A 19,030-nucleotide genomic window follows, 5' to 3' on the forward strand; every position below is an offset into this window, starting at 1 on the left:
ATCATTATTTTATGACTCAGGGCAGGAGCATTCCTGCCCATTTTTTACTGGGCATTCAATTTTTGTGAATCATTTTTATTATGCGGTAAAACTGACCCCAGTACTCTCACACAATTCTTTGAGTACGAATTCCAGCGCTCTGTACTCTTCTGCCAGTAGATCCAGTTGAGGTAAGCGCATATGGCTTTCATGCAGGCCACGCATTTTCAGCGCCGCCTTGAATATTGCCATGTTGGAACCTGATTTCAGTGTATCGCTAAATTTCACACAGACTGATTGCCAATGTTTTGCCGCTTTTAGATCATGGTTAATATAGGCGCGGTACATATTGACGAACGGCTCAGGGAAGACACAAGCGCAGCCCGATACCGTGCCATCACAGCCTGCATCAAGGTAGCCCAGGAAGAATTTATCGTAGCCATGCAGGACCGAAAAGTTATCAGTAACGGCAAGATAACCCAGGGTGGTATTGTTGTCAGCGAAACTGTATTTAATACCAATCACGTTCTTACACTGTTGCTGAATGCGGGCCACAACTTCTGGTTTTAAATTATTGGCCGCACACTGGGGGATGTTGTACAGATAAACTGGATAGTCCGCAGGTAAACTATTAGCTACAGTAACAAAGAAATTCTCCAACTCACGATCGCTTGCTGAGAAGAATTGAGGTGTCACCACGCCAACCCCATCCGCACCCGCACTGGCGGCGTGCCGGGCTAAGGCAATTGTTTCTTTTAATGTCATGGCCCCTACATGAATGAAGACAGGGAGACGCCCCTTGGCGGTGTTAATCACTGTCTCCGCCACAGTCTTTCGCTCTTCGACTGATAAACGCAGCATTTCTCCTGTGGTACCACAGGGGTAAAGGCAACTGACCCCTTTGGAGATTAGCATCTCTGTTAATGCAGCGAGTGCGTTAACATCCACATTATCATTTACATCAAACGGTGTGGTCATTGCCACAGTAACACCAAAAAGTTTTTTCATAATTAGACCTTTAATTAAATAGCTTCAACAATCACTTTAATAGCCAGCATGCCCGGGTCATCTAGCCCAATAGACTTTTCAGGGAACATACGAGCCCGTCCCAATTGATTGGGTTTTTGGCGGAATTCATCCAATGTGTTATTCACGCTGGAAATAGCGGTAGTTTTTAATTCACTGTCAGCAAGGTAAGGTGTAAGGGCTTCAGACAATTGGTAGAGAATATCCAGCACAGATTTTTGCCCTAGCTCCCCTTTACCGCGTGACATCATGCTGTGGTAAGCTGTGGTGAGCAGGGGGGCAATGTCACTGGTCGTTATCGCGTTCAGCTGTTTTTCTTTACAGTATTTTGCCATGGCCATAAATGCGGTGGCTTGCAATGTACCGAAAGAAGAAGCGCAGGCTTTTTGCAAAGATTTACTGCACTGGAATAGGGACTGACTCAGGCTATCTGGCCAGTTCGCTGCGTCTTCAGCAATTTGTCGCCAGCCTTTATCCATGGTGAGGCCTAAATCACCATCACCCAGGCGGCTATCTGCCTCACACAGCATCGTCTGGGATTGCTGACAAGCGGTGGCGATACGCTGACAAGCCAGTTTCAAATCATTCACAGTAAAAGTAGCCATGATCACACCCTCCAGAATGCGCAATGGGCGGGGGCATTCATCAGCCGTTCAAGTTCATCATCGAGCTTGCACAGTGTCAGGCTGGCGCCTGTCATCTCCATTGATGTGGCATACCGACCAACCAATGGCTGGACAATACGCGTACCTTTGGCATGAATCAGTTGTTCAATTTTTTGATAGAGAATGTAGAGTTCTTCAAGAGGCGTCGCGCCCAGTGAGTTAACGAGTACAGAAACAACATCCCCCTTTTTTAGCTGGAGTTCATCTTGTAGACGCTCAAACATTTCCCCGGCAATGTCATCCGCTGAACGTAATGCAGCGCGCCAGATCCCAGGCTCACCATGAATACCCATGCCCATTTCCATTTCATTGTCACCGATATCAAAAGTCGGATGACCAACAGCGGGTAATACACAGGAAGTGAGCGCACACCCAATAGTACGGGTGTTTGCCATGGTGGAGGTGGCAATACGGGTCACCTCCTCAAGGGAGGCTCCTTCCTCGGCTTTGGCCCCGGCCAATTTAAAACCGTAGATCATTCCGGCAACGCCACGGCGCTTTTCCGCTTCATGGACAGCCGCAGAGGCAATATCATCGGTGGCTAGCACGGTGGTGCAGCGGATGTCATTTTCAAAATCGACTGTTTCGGATGCCATATCAAAATTCATGACATCACCACCGTAATTACCATACAGTAGTAAAACGCCCTGACCATTATCGGCGGCACGAATTGTATCTGCCATCAGTTCTGCAGAAGGGGATGCGAAGACATCCCCCACCGCCGCTGCGTCCAGTAACCCTTCCCCAACGTAGCCAGTGAAGACGGGTAAATGGCCTGAACCCCCACCGGTAACAATACCGACTTTATTCGTATTGGTTTTTTTTGCCCGCGTAATTAAACGTGGCTGTGGCTGATGATAAATATGGCTATGAGCCGCGCACAACCCTGCCAGGGCTTCATCAACATAAGATTCTGATGTATTCAATATTTTTTTCATACATATTTCCCGACGTTAAATCAATCGACGATGCGTGGTTTATATATCCGTAATATTGCAAATGACTTTTATTTAAAATAGTGAGGCATCTCATTCCCTGTATGTCCCGGTAATTCACTTTTCATCCTTCAGTAAAAGAAATAATGCCGACTGTTCAATTTAGCCTGTAGCCAAATGCTATGATCTTTAGTGTTGTTATATCACTGAGTATGTGCCGGCCTTCTTTCTTTAAATACAGCCCTGATTTGCATGATCACAATAAACAGGAAACATAGCGCCAGGACCATTGATACAGGGCGGTTTACGAAGTTAAAGAAATCCCCATCAGACTTCATCAATGATGACAGGAGGTTTTTCTCTAACATTGGCCCCAGTATTAAGCCAAGAATAATGGGCGATATTGGGAATTTTCTTTCTTGTAAAAAATAACCGATAACACCCATTACGAGCATTACGACCACGGAAGAAATTGTGTTGGTGATAGCATACGAACCGACGATACTGAATAATATAATCACGGGATAGATGATCGCATTATCAATAGCTACAATCTTTTTCAGCAAATTAACAACGAAAAATGCTACTGGTAATAAAATAATGTTGGCGATAAAAAATATGATAAATACGGCATAGAGCTTGTCTGGATTAAAAAGAAATAATGTTGGCCCTGGTTGCATGTCTTTCATATACAAAACACCAATAATGATGGCGGCTGCAGAGTCTCCGGGGATCCCAAAAACTAATGAGGGTATCCAGCTACCCGCAAGGCTGGCATTGTTACTGGTTGATGCGCTGACAATACCTTCTTCAGATCCTTTGCCATATTCTTGAGGTTTCTTGGAAAACTTTTTTGAGACAGCATAGGAGATCCACGCAGCAATATCTGCACCGGCACCGGGTAAAGCACCAATGAGTGTACCAATGGCCCCACCACGTAATACACTGAATTTGCGTTTATATAAAACACCGCCAACACCTTTGAACAGATTGTATGAGCGTTCGTCCCCTTCGATAACGTCGACGGGCTGATTGTTATCTTTCCAGCGTTCAACGTAGTATTTAATTGCACCAGAAATGGCGAACAGGCCAATCATTGCCGGGATGAAACTGACGCCCTGCATTAGCGATACTTGATCAAAAGTAAAACGTGGCTGGCCGGTGAATTCGTCAAAGCCAATGGTGGCCAGGGCGATGCCAAATAGCATCGCCAGGATGCTTTTACTGATATTACTGCCGGAAACAATAGTGGCACAGCTTAAGCCAATCAAAGAGAGCCACATATACTCATAAGAGCTAAAGTTCAAGGCGAAATCAGCCAGAACAGGGGCGGTGAATGCCAGCACAATGGTACCAATCACACCACCAATCACCGAAGTGGTCAGAGACAGGCCCAGCACCCTGTTTGTTTTACCTGCTTTGACCAAGGCATGGGCATCATTGGTATACGCTGCAGATGCTGGGGTTCCTGGAATATTAAGTAAAGCCCCAGGAATATCACCGGCAAAAATAGAAGACGCCCCCAACGATATCATTAAAGCCAGAGCTGGTATGGGATCCAGGAAAAAGGTAAAGGGGACCATTAATGCAATGGCCATTGTTGATGTCAATCCAGGAATAGCACCAACAAACAGGCCGAATAAGCATGCCCCAATAATCACTAAAAAGGTGGTGTAATCAAGGTAAGCTAGCGCACTGATTAAAATGTCCATGCTATTTATCCTGCTCTATGAAAATAACTGAGGTAACGGAACTAAAAGAACAGCGGTAAACAAATAATAGACGCCGACTACTACCACCAGAGATATGATGAAACTATACACTGCTTTTGTTCTTGCATATTTCATCATTAATGGTGCGGTGATAATTAATCCTGTCAAAATAAACCCTAAGTAATCGACACCCAGAATATAGAAAATAATCAACCCGGCGATCATGATGACATATTTAATTTCATGCCAGGTGACCAGCGGAATGTCCTCTTCTTTTTTATGTGACAGCATATCGGTGAGTGAAAATATAATAATTCCTCCACCGACTACCGATGGCATAAAGGCTGCACCATATTCGCTGAAGTCACCTAATGAATAGGTACTATAGCCGATAAGGAATACACCGAAAAAGAGCATCACTAAAGAAACTATATGACGATTTAGCATAGGCAATAAACGGCCGTATCGACGACCGTCTCCTTGATTAATTCTTCAGGATGTCACCAAATTTTTTGTCTTCATTCGCCATAAACGTATGGGCATCGTCACCATATAATTCGATGACCTCAAAACCTTGTTTATTTGCAAATGAAGCTAATTCACCTTTGGCATAGACTTTCTTCATTGCGTTCATCAGTTTTTCCTGAACACTTTTATCCAGTCCAGCTGGTGCGACCAGCATATTCCATGCTTGTAGTTCCCAGTCACGATTTGTGGCTTCTTTAAATGTGGGAACATCAGAGTAAAAGGGTGAGCGTTCTTTGGACATGATGGTGAGGTTATTAACCAGCCCTGCTTTTACCATGCTGTCTGCTTCCCCTGGTGATGAGGTCACAATATCAATACCGCCAGCAGCCAGCTCCTGTAACGCGGCACTTGAGCCCTGGGTGGGTATATAACGGATGGCGTCATCTTTCAGGCCAGCAGAGCGTAGCATGCCAATACTATTCAGGTGCCAGATTGAGTTAAGGCCACTGCCAGACGCTTTAAGCTTCCCGGGATTCTCTTTTGCAAATTCAATGACTTCCTCAGCACTTTTGAATGGTGAAGACTTACTAACCTGAAGGCCACCGTAGATAACGGCCAGACGGGTGATTGGCGTGTAGTCCTGATAGCTGAGTTTAGTCATGCCCTGATGATGCATAGAGGCAATTTCAACGGTGGCAATCCCCAGAGTATAGCCGTCTGGTTTTGCGCTTTTGACTGCATCGTGGCCTACAACACCACTGCCACCGGTTTTGTTGACCACATTAACATTAACCCCCAGTTCCTCTTGCAAGCCTTTTGCTGTGAGGCGGGCAACAGTATCGGTATTTCCACCCGCAGCCCAGGGAACGATAATAGTAACAGGTTTTTCAGGCCATTCAGCCAGGGCGGTGGCCGGGATCAATACAGTAGACAGGGTAAAGGCAAGGAGTGTTTTTTTCATTATATAAACCTTTTCTCGTTACAGATGACTTGAGGTCGTGCGTGCTTCACATAGGAAGTTAAACGAGCCTGTACTTGAGTTAAATCCGGCATGGAGGTAACCCCTTTTTTCTCGATAAAGGCAGATAAAAATGCATTGGCAAATTGAACGCTGTCATGCAAAGTACAGCCTTCAGCTATTTTGGAAGCGAACGCACCATTAAAAGCATCCGTTGCCGCCATGGTATCAACACGTAAGCAGGGCATTGGAGGAAGATGGAATGAAGAGCTTCCATCGTGATAAACAACACCTAATTGATCCAAATGAATAATTACTTTTTTATTTTCAGTCGCTGAAATAATCTTTAATGCCTGATGAGCATCCTTCACATCATTAATAGGAATATCAGCCCAGTTTGATGCCTGATGAATGTTAAGTGTAATAATATCTACATACGGATACAGTGCTTTAAGTGATACATGATAAGGTGCAACATTTAAAATAACCATTTTTTTAATTTCAGTCGCGAATTGTGCTGCACGAAGGCTGGCTTCAATATTAATTTCACCTTGTAATAATAATACATCAGCTTCCGCCACGTAAGGTAAAGAAAGACCTATTTCTTGTTCGCCAAAAGTACTGTTGGCACCCAGGTAAGTAGCAGTAATATTATTATGGGTTTCGTTTGCTAAATAACTGATGGAACTGCCTGTCGGTTCAGTATCAGTCTGGAAAATGGTAAATGATTCTATACCACTGGCTTGTAAATATTTATATGCATATTTACTGAAATGGTCTTCACCTACTTTAGTTAATAAATGAACTTTAGCCAAACAGCAGGCGGCAGCAATAGCCTGGTTGGTTCCTTTGCCCCCGGGGCTTAAGCTATTATTGGTTGAATAAACCAGCTCCCCGACATGAGGAAAGGATTCCACGTTAGCAATAATATCCACAACAAAAGAGCCGAGAACACAGACTTTACCCATCATGGCTCTTTTTTGTGGTTTCTGCATCACCAGAAAATCATGTAATAAGCATGAGATATCAAAATTATTGCTAAATTTGCTCAATTTTTTTATCTCTTGCTGGCCCAGTATCGCCCCGCCATGACAACGTTGAATCAGACCTTCACTCTCAAGGTATTTTAAGTCACTGCGAATAGTTTCTAATGTGACACTGAATTTTTCAGCCAGCTGAGTCACTTTAATTTTTTTCTGTTCCCGGATAACCGAGTAAATACCCTGTCTACGCTCTTCTGAGAACATGAATAAGTACCTCCGCAGTAATGCTTATTAGAATAGGCAGTGTCGGGATCTTAATCTGCGATAACATTCAAAACAAAAATCAAAAAACAAAAACAAAACCAAATTGGAGCTACTTAAATCACACTTTTTAACAGGATCACAACATAAGCCTGTTGAAAATGTGAAACAGCAGGCATAAATGACCGTTTTTAGTGATCTGAATATGATGTAACTCAATGAATTTTAAAGAAGGCATGGGAAATAAACCCAAATATGCGGCGGATATGCAGAAAAGCACGCGACCATCAGGTAATGATCAGCGGCTTTTCTGTAAAAAGACGAAACTGTTTAATTGTCTGCTTGATATACGATCAGGTTATTCTTTTTTTCACCCGGACGGTTGCCATACCAAAAGAGTGACATGCCTTCAGGGGGCGGTTGAATATCATCTGATAATATAATCAACCAGTGACAGCGTTCAGGTTTACTGAGTGTTTCCTGAGGTTGATGAAGAATCCCCGTAAAGTAATAAAGCATTGGGGCTTCGGACTCATTAAGAGAATATGAAGCCATACAGTCTGTGTCATGATACTTCCCGCCAAGTTGGTGGCGTAAATCAGTGAAGACGCTCTCATACCCCTTCGAGTAATCTATCCAGCCAACCAGCAAACTGAATACGACCCCCCATGTGATGGTCACGCCCAGTCCCCAGTTCAGCGCGGCCTGCATGGCCTGGTTCATGTGGGGGAATAAAGTATTACGACAGAACCATAGCAGGGTTATTGCCAATGCAAAAATTAACGGTAGCCACAATAAATAGAGCTGATAGTTTTGGGGTAACCATTTATCCAGGAATGATAACCAATGGCTTTGGTACTCACTTATTTTAAACAGGTAGATCCCCCACGTCAGCAGGATGGCAACTGACCACAAACCCGCCGAAAATGAGGCGAGATATTTCAATGTCCTGGGAGGAAAATCGATAAATAACTTGCCAGCCAGTATTGCCATCGGGGCAATAAAAGGGAGTAAGTACAGGGCTCTGCTACTTGCGGACATTTGTAGAAAAATGATGCCCAGGACAGGGAATAGTATGATAACAACGTTATGTGCATCGGTAAGGCGCTTAATAGGATGGCGCAGAGTATAGAAAACAGACAATATTCCGACAGGGAAGGCAAACAGAACCATTGCTTCAGGGATACGGATAAATTTCGCATGAGCTCCCAGAACAGGAACTGAAAAACCCAAGAAACGACCGATATTATTATCCCAAAACCAAACTATAAACAGATCGGGATGCTGCAGATAAAGCATCACCGGCCAGGGGAGAATAAGCACCAGCGCAGCTATTCCTGCGAACAGGCAAGGTTGCCAAAAGGCTTTGGTGCGGCACTGAGTCAGCAGGACAGGGCAGGCAAACAGTGTTATCCACAAAACGCCCGGAATAAAAATGCCTTTGGACAGTAAGGTCGCAGTGGTGCCCAGACATAGCCACAGTGCTGATGTTGCCACTTTCTGTTGCAAGATAATGCCGACCAGGCCATAAAGTGCAACCGTGGTACCAGCAACCAGAGCAACATCGGTAAACATATCGTGGCTATGACGTAATATACCAGGGACGCTAATGTAAATGGCAAAGATGACCCAGATACGATAATCGTAAAAATTTTTGCTTTGAAGAACTCTCCGGGTCAGCAGGATAAAGAATGAAAAATTGATCACGGAAAACAAGAGAGAGGCGCTTCTTGCCGCATCGTAGAGTGGTAATATTCCCGATAATAGTTTGCTGGTGAGGGTTGCCACCCAGTAGTAAAGCGGAGGCTTTTCCATGAAAGGTTCACCAGCATTGGTGGGAACCAGCCAGTTGCCTGTTTCATACATCGTTTGAATAATGCCGAAACTGTAGTTTTCATCCTGTTTCCAGGGGGTGTGGCCGTAAATGCCTGGTAACAGATAAATAATGAGAAAACTGATAAAAAGAAGAAGTACCTTTCTGTCTTTGTCCTGAGACATAAGAATATTGCTCCTTATTTTAGTCGATGGGCCTGGCCATTGAATCGGATAATGTGTGTAAACTGCGTTGGAGGTTGTCTCATTTATAATGAACAGTAAATATAGCGCGATTAAGAAACTTTAATGATTTTTTAAATACCCAATATTTGAAAAATAAAGGTACAGAAATGTGAAAGGTGAGAATTTACACTATTTAGTGCTCATTATCCAATTGCTGAATTCTCAAATGATTGAGTGATGGTTAATGTGCTGATTTCATTGGGTTGATTAATGACGAAATACATATTTTGCGGGTGAAAAGGGGCTCGGGGATGTGGGGTGCCCCATTGTAATATGGCAGGGATCGCTTCGGATAAACCAATATCTGCTCTGATATATTAGTGAATTAAAATAACAACTAAGATAGTTATGCCCTGACGTCACAAAAATATTTTTTTTAAGTAAACTATTATGCATCTGTTCTGGTAGCCAGAGAGACTCAATCTGGACTTGCAACGATCCGAATTGAGTCTCTTTTTCAGTGCGTACTACTCACGTTGAGTACGTTGTTGTATTAACTGTGCCGCCAGCATCAAACTCAGGCTTATCAGGACAGCAAGGCAGGCCATGGCCATCCCGCTACCAATGGAACCTTGTTCAAACTGACGCCAGACATAGATAGAGACAGTCTGCATTCCTGCGGGGGCAAGTAACAAAGAAGAGACCAGCTCCCTGGATGCCACTGCGAATACCAGCATCATCGCTGCCAGTAAGCTTGGCATTACCAGGGGAAAAAGTATTAAACGTAGCGCCGTCATAGCTCCTGCGCCATGAACTCTTGCCGCGTCCACTAAGCTACCGCCAATTTGGGTCAACGCGGCGCTACAATAACGTACTGGGTAAGGCAGCAATAAGCAGCTGTAGGCCATTAACAGGATCCACCATGTATGGTAGGGGGTTAATAACCAGAACGGTTGGTTCCAGGCAAGAATAAGGCCAACGGCGATAACAATACCGGGAATGGCAATAGGCAATAAGGAAAGCGCATCGATAATCACGGCTCCTTTAATGCGTTCTGAAACCACTAGCCAGGCTGATAAAAAACCAAGCACTCCTGTAACTATGGCCGTTGCACCGGCCAGAGATACGCTGGTCAAAAGAGCATCCATGGCTTCTGTCTGGCTGTCCAGCAACCCACTGAAGTGCCGTAGCGTCAGGTTATCAAAAGTCAGACCACCGGAAACCGTGGCTGTAAAAGCCGTACTGAACATCGCCAGCAATGGCATACCGACAGCCAGGAAAGCCACCAGGGTGAATAAACAGATCACTGGCCAGCGCCAGTGCCCGAGTGAGCGGGTTACCCGTGCCGTGGCTTTGCCGTTGGTCGTCGCCACGTTACGACCTGATACCAGTGAACGCTGAAGGGTGTAGGCAAACAACGCAATACTGGCGAGTAGCAGGGAAAGTGAGGCCGCACCGGGTAAGTCAATAGGCCAGTCCCCCAGGCGCTGTTCAATCGCAGTGGTAAATACCCGTATACCATTTGGTGTACCCAGCGCAGCAGGGATCCCATACTCTTCAATGGAGAGAGTAAAAACCAGTAGTACCCCGGCAGCAATTGAGGGTAGCGATAGTGGAAAGGTTATTTTAAAGAAGGCTCTCCAGGGGGAAGCGCCGTGCACGCGTGCGACATCAGCCAGGTGGTTACCATTTGCTGCCATACTACGAGAAACTGCAAAGTAGAGCACCGGGAATAAATTAAGTGCCATAATGCACATCATGCCCCCGAGCGAGAATATCGCCTCACCCGGACTTATTCGTAATAGCTGCCATGAATATCCATTGGGCTGCAGTGTGAGCATCCATGAGAGTCCGGCAATATAAGGTGGTATAAGAAACGGGATAAGAAAAAGTAAATCCCATAAGTGTGAGAAAGGAAGGTTAAAGAGGCCCCTTAACGCTCCCAGTGGAATGGCAATAAGTGCACTAATTATCGCAACCCCTAGCCCTAACAGTAAGGTATTGCCTAATAAACCCGGAAGATCGGGATCATTAAATAAGCTTATGAGTGGTGCGAAAGGATGGTGAAACCCTTCTTTGGCCAGTGATGGGAAGAGTGCCTGTAATATAATAAAGAGTAATGGAATAATGACCAATATTACGAGTGAGATAATAACAACGGACGGAAGAAAACGAATTCTTATCATCAATTTAATGCTCCTGCTGGGTATTTTGCTACCCAGCGCGGTCTTATATAATAATATTAACGGAAAATGGCATTAAAACGTGACAAAACGTCATTACGTTCAGCACTGTCAGTTGTTGCTTCAGGCAGAATAGATAATGCTGAAAAATCAGGACGTTTACCTTGAATATCAGCCCTGGCTGGCATTAACCAGGCATTGGCAACAAGGGCCTGTCCTTCAGGTGATAGTACATAGTCAATAAAGGCTTTGGCTTCTGCTTGTTGTTTACTGCTATTCAAAATCATCATTGGTCGCGGGGCAATTGCGGTACCGCTTTTCGGGAAAATAACCTCAATGGATTCACCGCTATTAATACTGCTATAAGCGACATAATCCACTGCGCCAAATACGGCGGCTTTAGCCCCCTGGAGTACTGGGGTCAGGGCCTGAGCATTTGGGCCAGAAATGACCATGCCGTTTGCTTTCAAGTCAGCAAAAAGTTTCCACGCGGCTGCTTTTCTGGCATTTTCTAGCCCTAATACTAAATCGAGCGAGGCTCCGGAAAGCGCCGGGTCTGGCATGGTGACTTTGTTGTTGAATGGTGGAGTGGCCAGGTCACTCCATTCAGTGGGCCTAGGTGTGCCACTTTTAGTGTTCCAGACAATACCTAAAGCAGAGATCCCCTGGGCAACATAGTAAGGTGTTTTAAACCGTGCAGGGACTTGTGCGGCATTCGGGCTTTCATAAGCCAGCAGCCAGCCTTTTTTCTGCAGGTCAACGGCGGTATCCCAGGAGGCTGAAATCAGAACATCCGCACGGGGATTTGCTTGCTCTGCTTCCAGGCGTGCCATCACCTTACCAGTGGTTGCCTGGAAGACATCAACTTTGACACCTGTCTGCTTTTCATAACCGGCAGCCAACTGTTTTGCCATGGCACCAGGGCCAGCAGTATAAACGGTAAGCGCGTGAGAAGACGCGGAGAAGAGAGCACAGGAAAGACCTAAAGTCATTACAATACCTTTCAGTGAAAAACAGTTTAATGATGGTGTAGCCAATCTCGGTATTAAATTTTGCATTGGATTATCTCTCTTCATAATGTTGTCAGACTTTCAATTTTCCCGGATTGCATATGTGCAATCTGATGGGCAAGGGTTGTCGCCTCCGCTGGGTCATGGGTGACATATACCGCGGTAATACCTAATGTTCTTAATAACTGCGCCATTTCCTCACAGAGTGAATGGCGTAATGCGATGTCCAGATTGGAAAGGGGTTCATCAAATAGCAGGATTTCAGGTTCAGCAATAATGGCGCGTGCCAGGGCAACGCGTTGTTGCTGACCACCGGAGAGATCTGCTGGTTTTCGTTTCGAAAAATCCCTTAAGCCCACTCTTTCTAACGCGGCATCAACACGTTCCTGGATGGTATGGCGAGGTGTTCTACGCATACGCAAGGGAAAGGCTACATTTTGCGAGACCGTCATATGAGGCCAGAGGGCATAATCTTGAAATACCATTCCAAGATTACGCAGCTCCGGGGGGGTCAGATGCTGCGAACTGGCAACTAACCGGTCAGCTAAGTGGATCGTGCCATCGGTAGGTTGTAATAGGCCGGCGAGCAACTTAAGTAGTGTGCTTTTGCCGCAGCCTGATGGGCCTAGTAACGCGAGGATCGTGCCTTTTGATACCTCAAGATCGATACCATTAAGTACATACTGGTTTGAAAAAGCGTGTGACAGATTTTTTATGGAAATCATAGATGACCCACCCGTTACTGATGTACAGGGCAGGGCACCCACAGCTCCATTTACTGGAGAGAGAGTCGCTTGCATAAATTGTTATCCTCTTTGGGACTTAATCACTGGGGAGGGATACTACGAGAGGAATAAGACAGATTTATTACGGTGAGGGCATTATTGACAGAATAGTATTTCATTTTTTAGTCGGTGAATTACAATGAAATGATATCAATGATTAACATAATCCTGCTATGTAAAAATAACACGTATTAATTCAGTGATATATAATGCAGGCATCAGAATTTTGAATGGTTAATATAAGTGAACTATTGGCGTTATACCATAACGAGTTTTTTGTTTGGCTGAGTGGTTTATTCATTAGACTTTTTTATACATGGATTGTTTTTTTTGCAGAAAATAGGTCTGTAAGAGCGCATTTTAAATTTTTTTTGGTTTTTTTTATTAATGTTATTAATTTATTTGCTTTGTTTTTTACACTGCATATGTCCTGATTATTTAAAGAATAAATTTATTTTAATTATTGACTTTATGTTATATTATTTAATATTGTAATTACTTGGTTTAACATATTTTAAAATGCCTTATTTGGAGGGTCGTTATCAATGTAAAAAACAGGGTGGCGTTTTTTCAGTCATGATCTTTTAGATGGCAATGAAAAAATAAGTCAACGCTGTGTATGAATTATCAGTCAGTGGGATTTTGTTTTCTATATATCAATATATTAGATTGTTGTTACTGCATCGGTAACGCCGATATTGTAACCAGTCGTGCTTGAAAGATAAATAAAATGAGATTATTCACAGGAACTCGAGGGCAAATGGATGAGTGAAAAATGTTTTAACCTAAAGATTGGTGGGGCGTTTTTTGAAATTAGTCCACATGAAACCATTTTGCAATGCGCCTATAGAAATGGGCTGAAAATAGAATATCAGTGTGCCTCTGGATACTGTGGACGCTGTAAAATGCGTTTGATTGAGGGGCGCGTCAGACTTGAACATGCAGGTGGTATTTCCAGAAGAAATATTGCTAAAGGGTTTATTCTGACATGCTGCACTTTCCCTAAAAGCGATGTTGAAATCTGATGATTACTATTCAATTATCATTTAAAGAAATGATGGTTTATCATAATGGTTGATTTTTCTAAAAAATTATAATGGGGGTGAAATACTGAAGTGAGATTCTGATCGTTATTTCATTGCGGTTTTAAGGTTAAATTAATATGATATTGCGCCAGGAATGATATAACACCTGACGCTTCTAGTTAATATTATGGATGTGTTGCTCTGATAATAATTAGCTTTTCAGAATGTTTTTATTTCCATTTGCTGCCAATAATTATTTATTGGCTGCTGTTATTATATTCGCATCACTACACCTATGGTGTGCTAAACGCTAAAAATAGCCGTTGAATATGCTGTGTATCATGAGCAGATACGCTGAGAAAGGTCGCGTTTTGATCCCATCGCCAGCAGGGGTAATGTTTAAATGTTCGGATGCGTACTGGTAAGCTGGCCTGTGGCAGTGGTGGGTGGTTAGGCGGCTGCCGGGCTGCACTGTTTTTAATGATTATATAAAGAGGTAATGGCTGGCATCGCTTTCCCCTGGACATAATGTCAAAAATTCTTCGTTTCTCCGTGAATACCCGCTATTGTTTATGTCTGGATTATTGATGAATTTTTCCGGGAATAGTGATGCTTCATGATTATTTGAACGTAATGGTACTCTTTCTGGTGGTTGGTTTAGGATGCCTGCTGACAAAGGCAAAATGGTTAGATAAATCCAGCAATAGCTTGTTTACAAAACTGCTTATTAATGTTGCTCTGCCCTCTACACTCATCTTGTCGATTAACAGTGATTTTAGCCGCCGGGAGTTTCTTGCATTAGTGCCAGATATCATTCTGCCGGTGACGGTTATCCTGTCCTTAATGGTGTTATCTTTTATCACCGCAAAAATTATCAGAATAGAAAAGAAAGATATCGGATTATTCATTGGATTATGTTCAATGAGCAGTACCATTTTTTTTGGTATTCCGATTACCCTGGCGGTGTATGGCAGCCATGGGCTGCCATATGCTTTGATGACCTATGCTTCTCAGACCGTCATTTACTGGACACTCGGTCTTTATCTTCTTGAAAAAGATTCATTAGAAAAAAGTGAGAGTAAAAGCCTTTTTCGTACTGTCGCGAAAGAGATCATTAATATGCCATTACTCGCTTTTTTTGTCGGGGTTGGCATTTTACTGATGGGGATACCTGTTCCTCAGGTAATTAATGCATTTCTGAATACTCTTTCCGGGATGACATCAGCATTAGCGATGCTGGTTGTTGGAGCCATCATTTATCTTTCAGGTTTCCAAAAAATAACATTTACTAAGGGATTGATTTTTGTTGTTATTTTTAGGTTTGTTCTTGCCCCGGCCATGGTGCTATTACTGGGTAAACTGTTTGCCATTGATACTGAAATGATCAAGATAACAACGTTAATCTGTTCTTTGCCTATTCCCAATACCACGGTTATTCTGGCTGAAAAATATAAAGTCAATATTCTTTTTGCTACCGAGTCACTTTCCGCTTCTATTGCTATCTATCTTGTTTTTCTGCCAGTGATTCTTTTTGCTATTCACTCGGTGTGACCGCTTTAGTGGCTCCGCATTTTTATCGGAGCCTGCCCTAATAAATCAACAGTACTTATGGTTTGTTATACCCCTGTAAAATCATTTCTTGATGTGATCACTGAATCAGTCATCTGAAACATTCTGTTAAATTCCAATTAATGACACTTCTTTACATTTGATAAATTGCCTCGTATTGTTATGGTATAACATTTCAATGGTGGCATTATGATCTCTTCTTCTCTTTTTTCTGCCTCAATCTTAATGCGCTTACTGGGCAGCTTTTTCATCCTGGCGACACTGTGGCTGTCAGTCATATGGGCTATTTCATTACCATGATTGAATTATCATCATTAACCGTGGGTTATGCCGGTAGCCCGGTAACGCCAGAAATAAGCGGGACGATTGCTCAAGGTTGTATGCTGGCGATTGTTGGCGAGAATGGTTGCGGCAAATCCACATTATTAAAAACGTTGGCAGGGTTTATTCCGCCCGTTGGTGGTGAGTTCAGATGGTCGACGGGACGCCCGGTGATCGGCTGGCTGGCGCAGCGACAGACGATGGAATCGCAATTTCCGGTGCGGGTAAAAGATGTGGTGGCAATGGGGCTCTGGCCTGAGCTGTCACTCTTCCGCTCTGTACGTGCGAGCCAGCGCCAGCGTATCGGGGAGGCGCTGGAACGTGTCGATATTCTCCATTTGGCAGATAACCCTATCGACTCCCTGTCCGGAGGGCAATTTCAGCGAATGCTTTTTGCCCGAGTCTGGCTACAACAGGCCCCGCTGGTGATGCTGGATGAGCCTTTCACTGGGGTTGATGAAGGAACAAGTGACACGCTGATGTCTTTAATGACGCAGATGTGTCAGCGTGGACAGACCTTGTTGACGGTATTGCATGATACCCCCCGTACTGCACGCTATTTTACCACTACATTGCGATTGAATCGCGATGCTGCCCAATGGTGTCCATTAACTCAAAAAGGCGCCATCTGATGATTTATCACTTTTTATTTCAACCGTTTATAGAATATGGCTTCATGCGTAGAGCCTTAGTGGCCTGTCTGACACTGTCAGTCAGCACTACCGTTCTGGGGGTATTTCTCCTGTTACGGCGCATGAGTTTAATGGGGGATGCACTATCCCATGCGATTTTACCTGGTGTTGCTGCGGGATATTTACTGTATGGCATGTCCTTGCTGGCAATGGGCGTGGGAGGGTTTATTGCCGGGATCACGGTGGCTCTGGTATCGGGCTGGGTGAGTCGACGAACGCCACTTAAAGAAGATGCCAGTTTTGCGGGGTTTTACCTCGGTTCCCTGGCCTTGGGTATTACTCTTATTTCTCTCCGTGGCTCCAGTGTCGATCTTCTGCACTTGTTATTTGGTTCTATTCTGGCGGTTTCACAGGATGCTCTGCTGTTTGTTGCTGGGGTGGCTAGTCTGACGTTGATCTGCATGGCTATTTTCTATCGAGGTCTGCTCAGTGAAGCTTTTGATAGTGCCTGGCTTGAGGTTAACAAACGACATCTGCCGGCACTGTTTCATGGTCTTTTTCTGTCATTACTGGTGATTAACCTGGTCGCTGGTTTTCAGGTGCTGGGGACGCTAATGGTCGTCGGTGTGATGATGTTGCCAGCGATCGCCGCCCGCTGCTGGGTGCAAACTTTACCCTGGATGCTACTGATTGCGGGGGTCAGTGGGCTATTTTCTTCCTGGCTGGGGTTGGTACTTTCCTGGACTCTGGGTCTGCCAGCAGGACCGGCGATTGTGCTATGCGCCAGTTGTTTTTTCTTTTTTTCGATTTTATGTGGCAAACGTAGCAGTCTAATTTCTGGTCTGCGGCGTTCAATGATTAGCAAGGGGAAATAATGAAACGTGTTGCTTTACTTATCGCCATCACTGCGGGAATAGTGTCGCAAAGTGCTTTGGCTAAAACGCTGAACGTCATGACAAGCTTTTCTATTCTTGGCGATATTACCCAGCAAGTAGGGGGAGATCATGTCAAGGTGACATCACTCGTTGGGCCTGATGGTGATCCTCATACCTTCGAGCCTTCACCACAGGATAGTGCTGCTTTAAGCAAAGCCGATGTCGTTGTGGTTAATGGACTGGAACTGGAAGGATGGCTGGACAGACTGATTAAAGCTTCCGGGTTTAAGGGGACGTTAATTGTCGCGTCAGATGGTGTTAAAACCCACTCCATGGATGAAGATGGCAAACTGGTCGTCGATCCCCATGCCTGGAATAGTGCTGCCAATGGTGCCGTGTATGCGAAAAATATCATGGATGGCCTGATTAAAAGCGATCCGCAAGATAAAACTGCACTCACAGAGTCTGGAGAACGCTATATTGCTCAGTTAAATCAACTGGATGGCTGGGCGAAAAAACGTTTTAGCGACATTCCTACTGAAAAGCGTACTGTACTCTCAAGCCATGATGCTTTTGGTTACTTTAGCAATCAGTATCATGTTCACTTTTTAGCGCCACAAGGACTTTCTTCCGAGAGTGAAGCCAGTGCCGCTGATGTGGCTGCGCTGATTGAGCAAATTAAAGCGCAGCATGTTCACACCTGGTTTATGGAAAATCAGCTAGACCCACGCTTAGTGAAACAGATCGCTCAGGCAACAGGAGCCAAGGCAGGAGGGGAACTCTACCCGGAATCACTTTCCGGTAAAGACGGTCCCGCGGCCACTTATGTGCAGGCATTCAAGCATAACGTGAATGTCATTGCTGACAGCATGAAGTAATGCTAAACCCGCAGGAAGCATATCTTTCTCCGGAGAGTGACCGTCGAAAAATTTAAGCTTCCAATGTTGTTGAGTTATCTCAATGGGCCAGCAATCTCCGGCCCATTGAGGACCACCAGGCTTATTGTGGCTATGATCTGATCCCTGACTGATTTTTAGCAGTGTGCTATTTTGAAAAATTGATCAGCGCATCACCCGACAGACGGTAACGAACCCATTCGCTTTGTGCTGCGGCGCCGATACTCAGGTAAAAATCAATCGCGGGTTGATTCCAGTCCAGTACGCTCCATTCCAGACGGCCACATCTCCTTTCAACGGCATACTTCGCGATAGTTTTTAGTAGGGCTTTGCCTGCGCCATGGCCGCGGAATTCAGGGGATACGTAGAGGTCTTCCATGTAAATGCCGTTACGTCCTAGCCAGGTTGAGTAACTGGTAAAAAAGACTGCATAACCTGCTATTTTTCCTGCTATTTCACAAATAAGTGCTTCAGTTTTACTATCGGCAGCAAACAGTGACTCGCGGATCTCATTCGGTGTTGTCACGACTTCTTCCGGTGCTTTTTCATAAACCGCCAGTTCATAGATCATGTCATAAATGGCTTGTGCATCGTTTGGAGTGGCCTGACGGATAATCATACTCATGGGTCTTCCCGTTATTTTATATTGTCTGGACGTTAGAATTATTGATGCTCAGTTTAATCGGTATTGTCTGAAGAATTAAGTGCCATGAAATTACAATGGGGTGTTTTCCCTGCCCCTTTCGGTG

The 19,030-nt window shown here is 44.4% G+C and carries 17 protein-coding genes; 5 read left to right on the forward strand and 12 right to left on the reverse strand.

All coding sequences use genetic code 11. The features are described from left to right. Window positions 1-78: 78 nt before the first annotated feature. The 11 genes from JK154_RS12840 to JK154_RS12890 all read right to left on the reverse strand — a co-directional run bounded on the left by JK154_RS12840 (window position 79) and on the right by JK154_RS12890 (window position 12,903). Entirely contained in the window at window positions 79-987 is a 909-nt protein-coding gene (locus JK154_RS12840) for a dihydrodipicolinate synthase family protein (protein ID WP_211992940.1), read from the reverse strand. A 14-nt stretch (window positions 988-1,001) separates the two neighbouring features. Beyond that, window positions 1,002-1,610, reverse strand: coding sequence for a dihydroxyacetone kinase subunit L (locus JK154_RS12845; RefSeq protein WP_249215906.1), 609 nt, complete (start codon window positions 1,608-1,610; stop codon window positions 1,002-1,004). A 2-nt stretch (window positions 1,611-1,612) separates the two neighbouring features. Next, the gene (locus JK154_RS12850; RefSeq protein ID WP_211992941.1) at window positions 1,613-2,608 is read right to left on the reverse strand and encodes a dihydroxyacetone kinase subunit DhaK; all 996 of its coding nucleotides are present in this window, start codon (window positions 2,606-2,608) and stop codon (window positions 1,613-1,615) included. 200 nt (window positions 2,609-2,808) lie between these two features. After that, window positions 2,809-4,317: a tripartite tricarboxylate transporter permease gene (locus JK154_RS12855; RefSeq protein WP_211992942.1), complete on the reverse strand. Its 1,509-nt coding sequence runs from the start codon at window positions 4,315-4,317 to the stop codon at window positions 2,809-2,811. Between the two features lie 15 nt (window positions 4,318-4,332). Then, window positions 4,333-4,764, reverse strand: coding sequence for a tripartite tricarboxylate transporter TctB family protein (locus JK154_RS12860; protein ID WP_249215907.1), 432 nt, complete (start codon window positions 4,762-4,764; stop codon window positions 4,333-4,335). A 37-nt stretch (window positions 4,765-4,801) separates the two neighbouring features. Beyond that, on the reverse strand, window positions 4,802-5,746 hold the full coding sequence (locus tag JK154_RS12865) for a tripartite tricarboxylate transporter substrate binding protein (protein ID WP_211992944.1): 945 nt from the start codon (window positions 5,744-5,746) through the stop codon (window positions 4,802-4,804). Further along, a complete protein-coding gene (locus JK154_RS12870; RefSeq protein WP_211992945.1) occupies window positions 5,746-6,990 on the reverse strand; it encodes a ribokinase in 1,245 nt (414 codons plus the stop codon). The genes JK154_RS12865 and JK154_RS12870 overlap by 1 nt, the downstream gene beginning before the upstream one ends. A gap of 327 nt (window positions 6,991-7,317) precedes the next feature. Continuing rightward, a complete protein-coding gene (locus JK154_RS12875; protein ID WP_211992946.1) occupies window positions 7,318-8,985 on the reverse strand; it encodes a hypothetical protein in 1,668 nt (555 codons plus the stop codon). Between the two features lie 527 nt (window positions 8,986-9,512). Then, window positions 9,513-11,171: an iron ABC transporter permease gene (locus JK154_RS12880; RefSeq protein ID WP_211992947.1), complete on the reverse strand. Its 1,659-nt coding sequence runs from the start codon at window positions 11,169-11,171 to the stop codon at window positions 9,513-9,515. A 56-nt stretch (window positions 11,172-11,227) separates the two neighbouring features. Further along, a complete protein-coding gene (locus JK154_RS12885) occupies window positions 11,228-12,160 on the reverse strand; it encodes an ABC transporter substrate-binding protein (protein ID WP_249215908.1) in 933 nt (310 codons plus the stop codon). Between the two features lie 80 nt (window positions 12,161-12,240). Further along, complete coding sequence (locus JK154_RS12890) at window positions 12,241-12,903, reverse strand: ABC transporter ATP-binding protein (protein ID WP_249215909.1); 663 nt, start codon at window positions 12,901-12,903, stop codon at window positions 12,241-12,243. 824 nt (window positions 12,904-13,727) lie between these two features. On the opposite strand from JK154_RS12890, the gene JK154_RS12895 reads away from it, so the two are divergent. The 5 genes from JK154_RS12895 to JK154_RS12915 all read left to right on the forward strand — a co-directional run bounded on the left by JK154_RS12895 (window position 13,728) and on the right by JK154_RS12915 (window position 18,263). Then, on the forward strand, window positions 13,728-13,988 hold the full coding sequence (locus JK154_RS12895) for a 2Fe-2S iron-sulfur cluster-binding protein (protein WP_211992950.1): 261 nt from the start codon (window positions 13,728-13,730) through the stop codon (window positions 13,986-13,988). A gap of 609 nt (window positions 13,989-14,597) precedes the next feature. Further along, a complete protein-coding gene (locus JK154_RS12900) occupies window positions 14,598-15,539 on the forward strand; it encodes an AEC family transporter (RefSeq protein WP_211992951.1) in 942 nt (313 codons plus the stop codon). 314 nt (window positions 15,540-15,853) lie between these two features. Beyond that, window positions 15,854-16,510, forward strand: a complete 657-nt coding sequence (locus JK154_RS12905; protein ID WP_211993047.1) for an ABC transporter ATP-binding protein — start codon at window positions 15,854-15,856, stop codon at window positions 16,508-16,510. Next, window positions 16,510-17,385, forward strand: a complete 876-nt coding sequence (locus JK154_RS12910) for a metal ABC transporter permease (RefSeq protein WP_211992952.1) — start codon at window positions 16,510-16,512, stop codon at window positions 17,383-17,385. The genes JK154_RS12905 and JK154_RS12910 overlap by 1 nt, the downstream gene beginning before the upstream one ends. Next, on the forward strand, window positions 17,385-18,263 hold the full coding sequence (locus JK154_RS12915; protein ID WP_211992953.1) for a metal ABC transporter substrate-binding protein: 879 nt from the start codon (window positions 17,385-17,387) through the stop codon (window positions 18,261-18,263). Before JK154_RS12910 ends, JK154_RS12915 begins: the two co-directional genes overlap by 1 nt. Window positions 18,264-18,429: 166 nt before the next feature. On the opposite strand, the gene JK154_RS12920 is transcribed toward JK154_RS12915, so the two are convergent. Continuing rightward, window positions 18,430-18,906 (reverse strand): GNAT family N-acetyltransferase, encoded by a 477-nt coding sequence (locus tag JK154_RS12920; RefSeq protein WP_211992954.1) that lies wholly within the window; start codon window positions 18,904-18,906, stop codon window positions 18,430-18,432. Window positions 18,907-19,030 lie beyond the last annotated feature (124 nt).

This window comes from Citrobacter sp. JGM124, assembly GCF_018257795.1.
In the GTDB taxonomy this organism is placed as follows: domain Bacteria; phylum Pseudomonadota; class Gammaproteobacteria; order Enterobacterales; family Enterobacteriaceae; genus JGM124.

Bases quoted from the DNA above. Each gene is read 5' to 3' on its own strand.
- JK154_RS12840 (WP_211992940.1), bottom strand. From the start codon at position 987: ATGAAAAAACTTTTTGGTGTTACTGTGGCAATGACCACACCGTTTGAT.
- JK154_RS12845 (WP_249215906.1), bottom strand. From the start codon at position 1,610: ATGGCTACTTTTACTGTGAATGATTTGAAACTGGCTTGTCAGCGTATC.
- JK154_RS12850 (WP_211992941.1), bottom strand. From the start codon at position 2,608: ATGAAAAAAATATTGAATACATCAGAATCTTATGTTGATGAAGCCCTG.
- JK154_RS12855 (WP_211992942.1), bottom strand. From the start codon at position 4,317: ATGGACATTTTAATCAGTGCGCTAGCTTACCTTGATTACACCACCTTT.
- JK154_RS12860 (WP_249215907.1), bottom strand. From the start codon at position 4,764: ATGCTAAATCGTCATATAGTTTCTTTAGTGATGCTCTTTTTCGGTGTA.
- JK154_RS12865 (WP_211992944.1), bottom strand. From the start codon at position 5,746: ATGAAAAAAACACTCCTTGCCTTTACCCTGTCTACTGTATTGATCCCG.
- JK154_RS12870 (WP_211992945.1), bottom strand. From the start codon at position 6,990: ATGTTCTCAGAAGAGCGTAGACAGGGTATTTACTCGGTTATCCGGGAA.
- JK154_RS12875 (WP_211992946.1), bottom strand. From the start codon at position 8,985: ATGTCTCAGGACAAAGACAGAAAGGTACTTCTTCTTTTTATCAGTTTT.
- JK154_RS12880 (WP_211992947.1), bottom strand. From the start codon at position 11,171: ATGATAAGAATTCGTTTTCTTCCGTCCGTTGTTATTATCTCACTCGTA.
- JK154_RS12885 (WP_249215908.1), bottom strand. From the start codon at position 12,160: ATGACTTTAGGTCTTTCCTGTGCTCTCTTCTCCGCGTCTTCTCACGCG.
- JK154_RS12890 (WP_249215909.1), bottom strand. From the start codon at position 12,903: ATGATTTCCATAAAAAATCTGTCACACGCTTTTTCAAACCAGTATGTA.
- JK154_RS12895 (WP_211992950.1), top strand. From the start codon at position 13,728: ATGAGTGAAAAATGTTTTAACCTAAAGATTGGTGGGGCGTTTTTTGAA.
- JK154_RS12900 (WP_211992951.1), top strand. From the start codon at position 14,598: ATGCTTCATGATTATTTGAACGTAATGGTACTCTTTCTGGTGGTTGGT.
- JK154_RS12905 (WP_211993047.1), top strand. From the start codon at position 15,854: ATGATTGAATTATCATCATTAACCGTGGGTTATGCCGGTAGCCCGGTA.
- JK154_RS12910 (WP_211992952.1), top strand. From the start codon at position 16,510: ATGATTTATCACTTTTTATTTCAACCGTTTATAGAATATGGCTTCATG.
- JK154_RS12915 (WP_211992953.1), top strand. From the start codon at position 17,385: ATGAAACGTGTTGCTTTACTTATCGCCATCACTGCGGGAATAGTGTCG.
- JK154_RS12920 (WP_211992954.1), bottom strand. From the start codon at position 18,906: ATGAGTATGATTATCCGTCAGGCCACTCCAAACGATGCACAAGCCATT.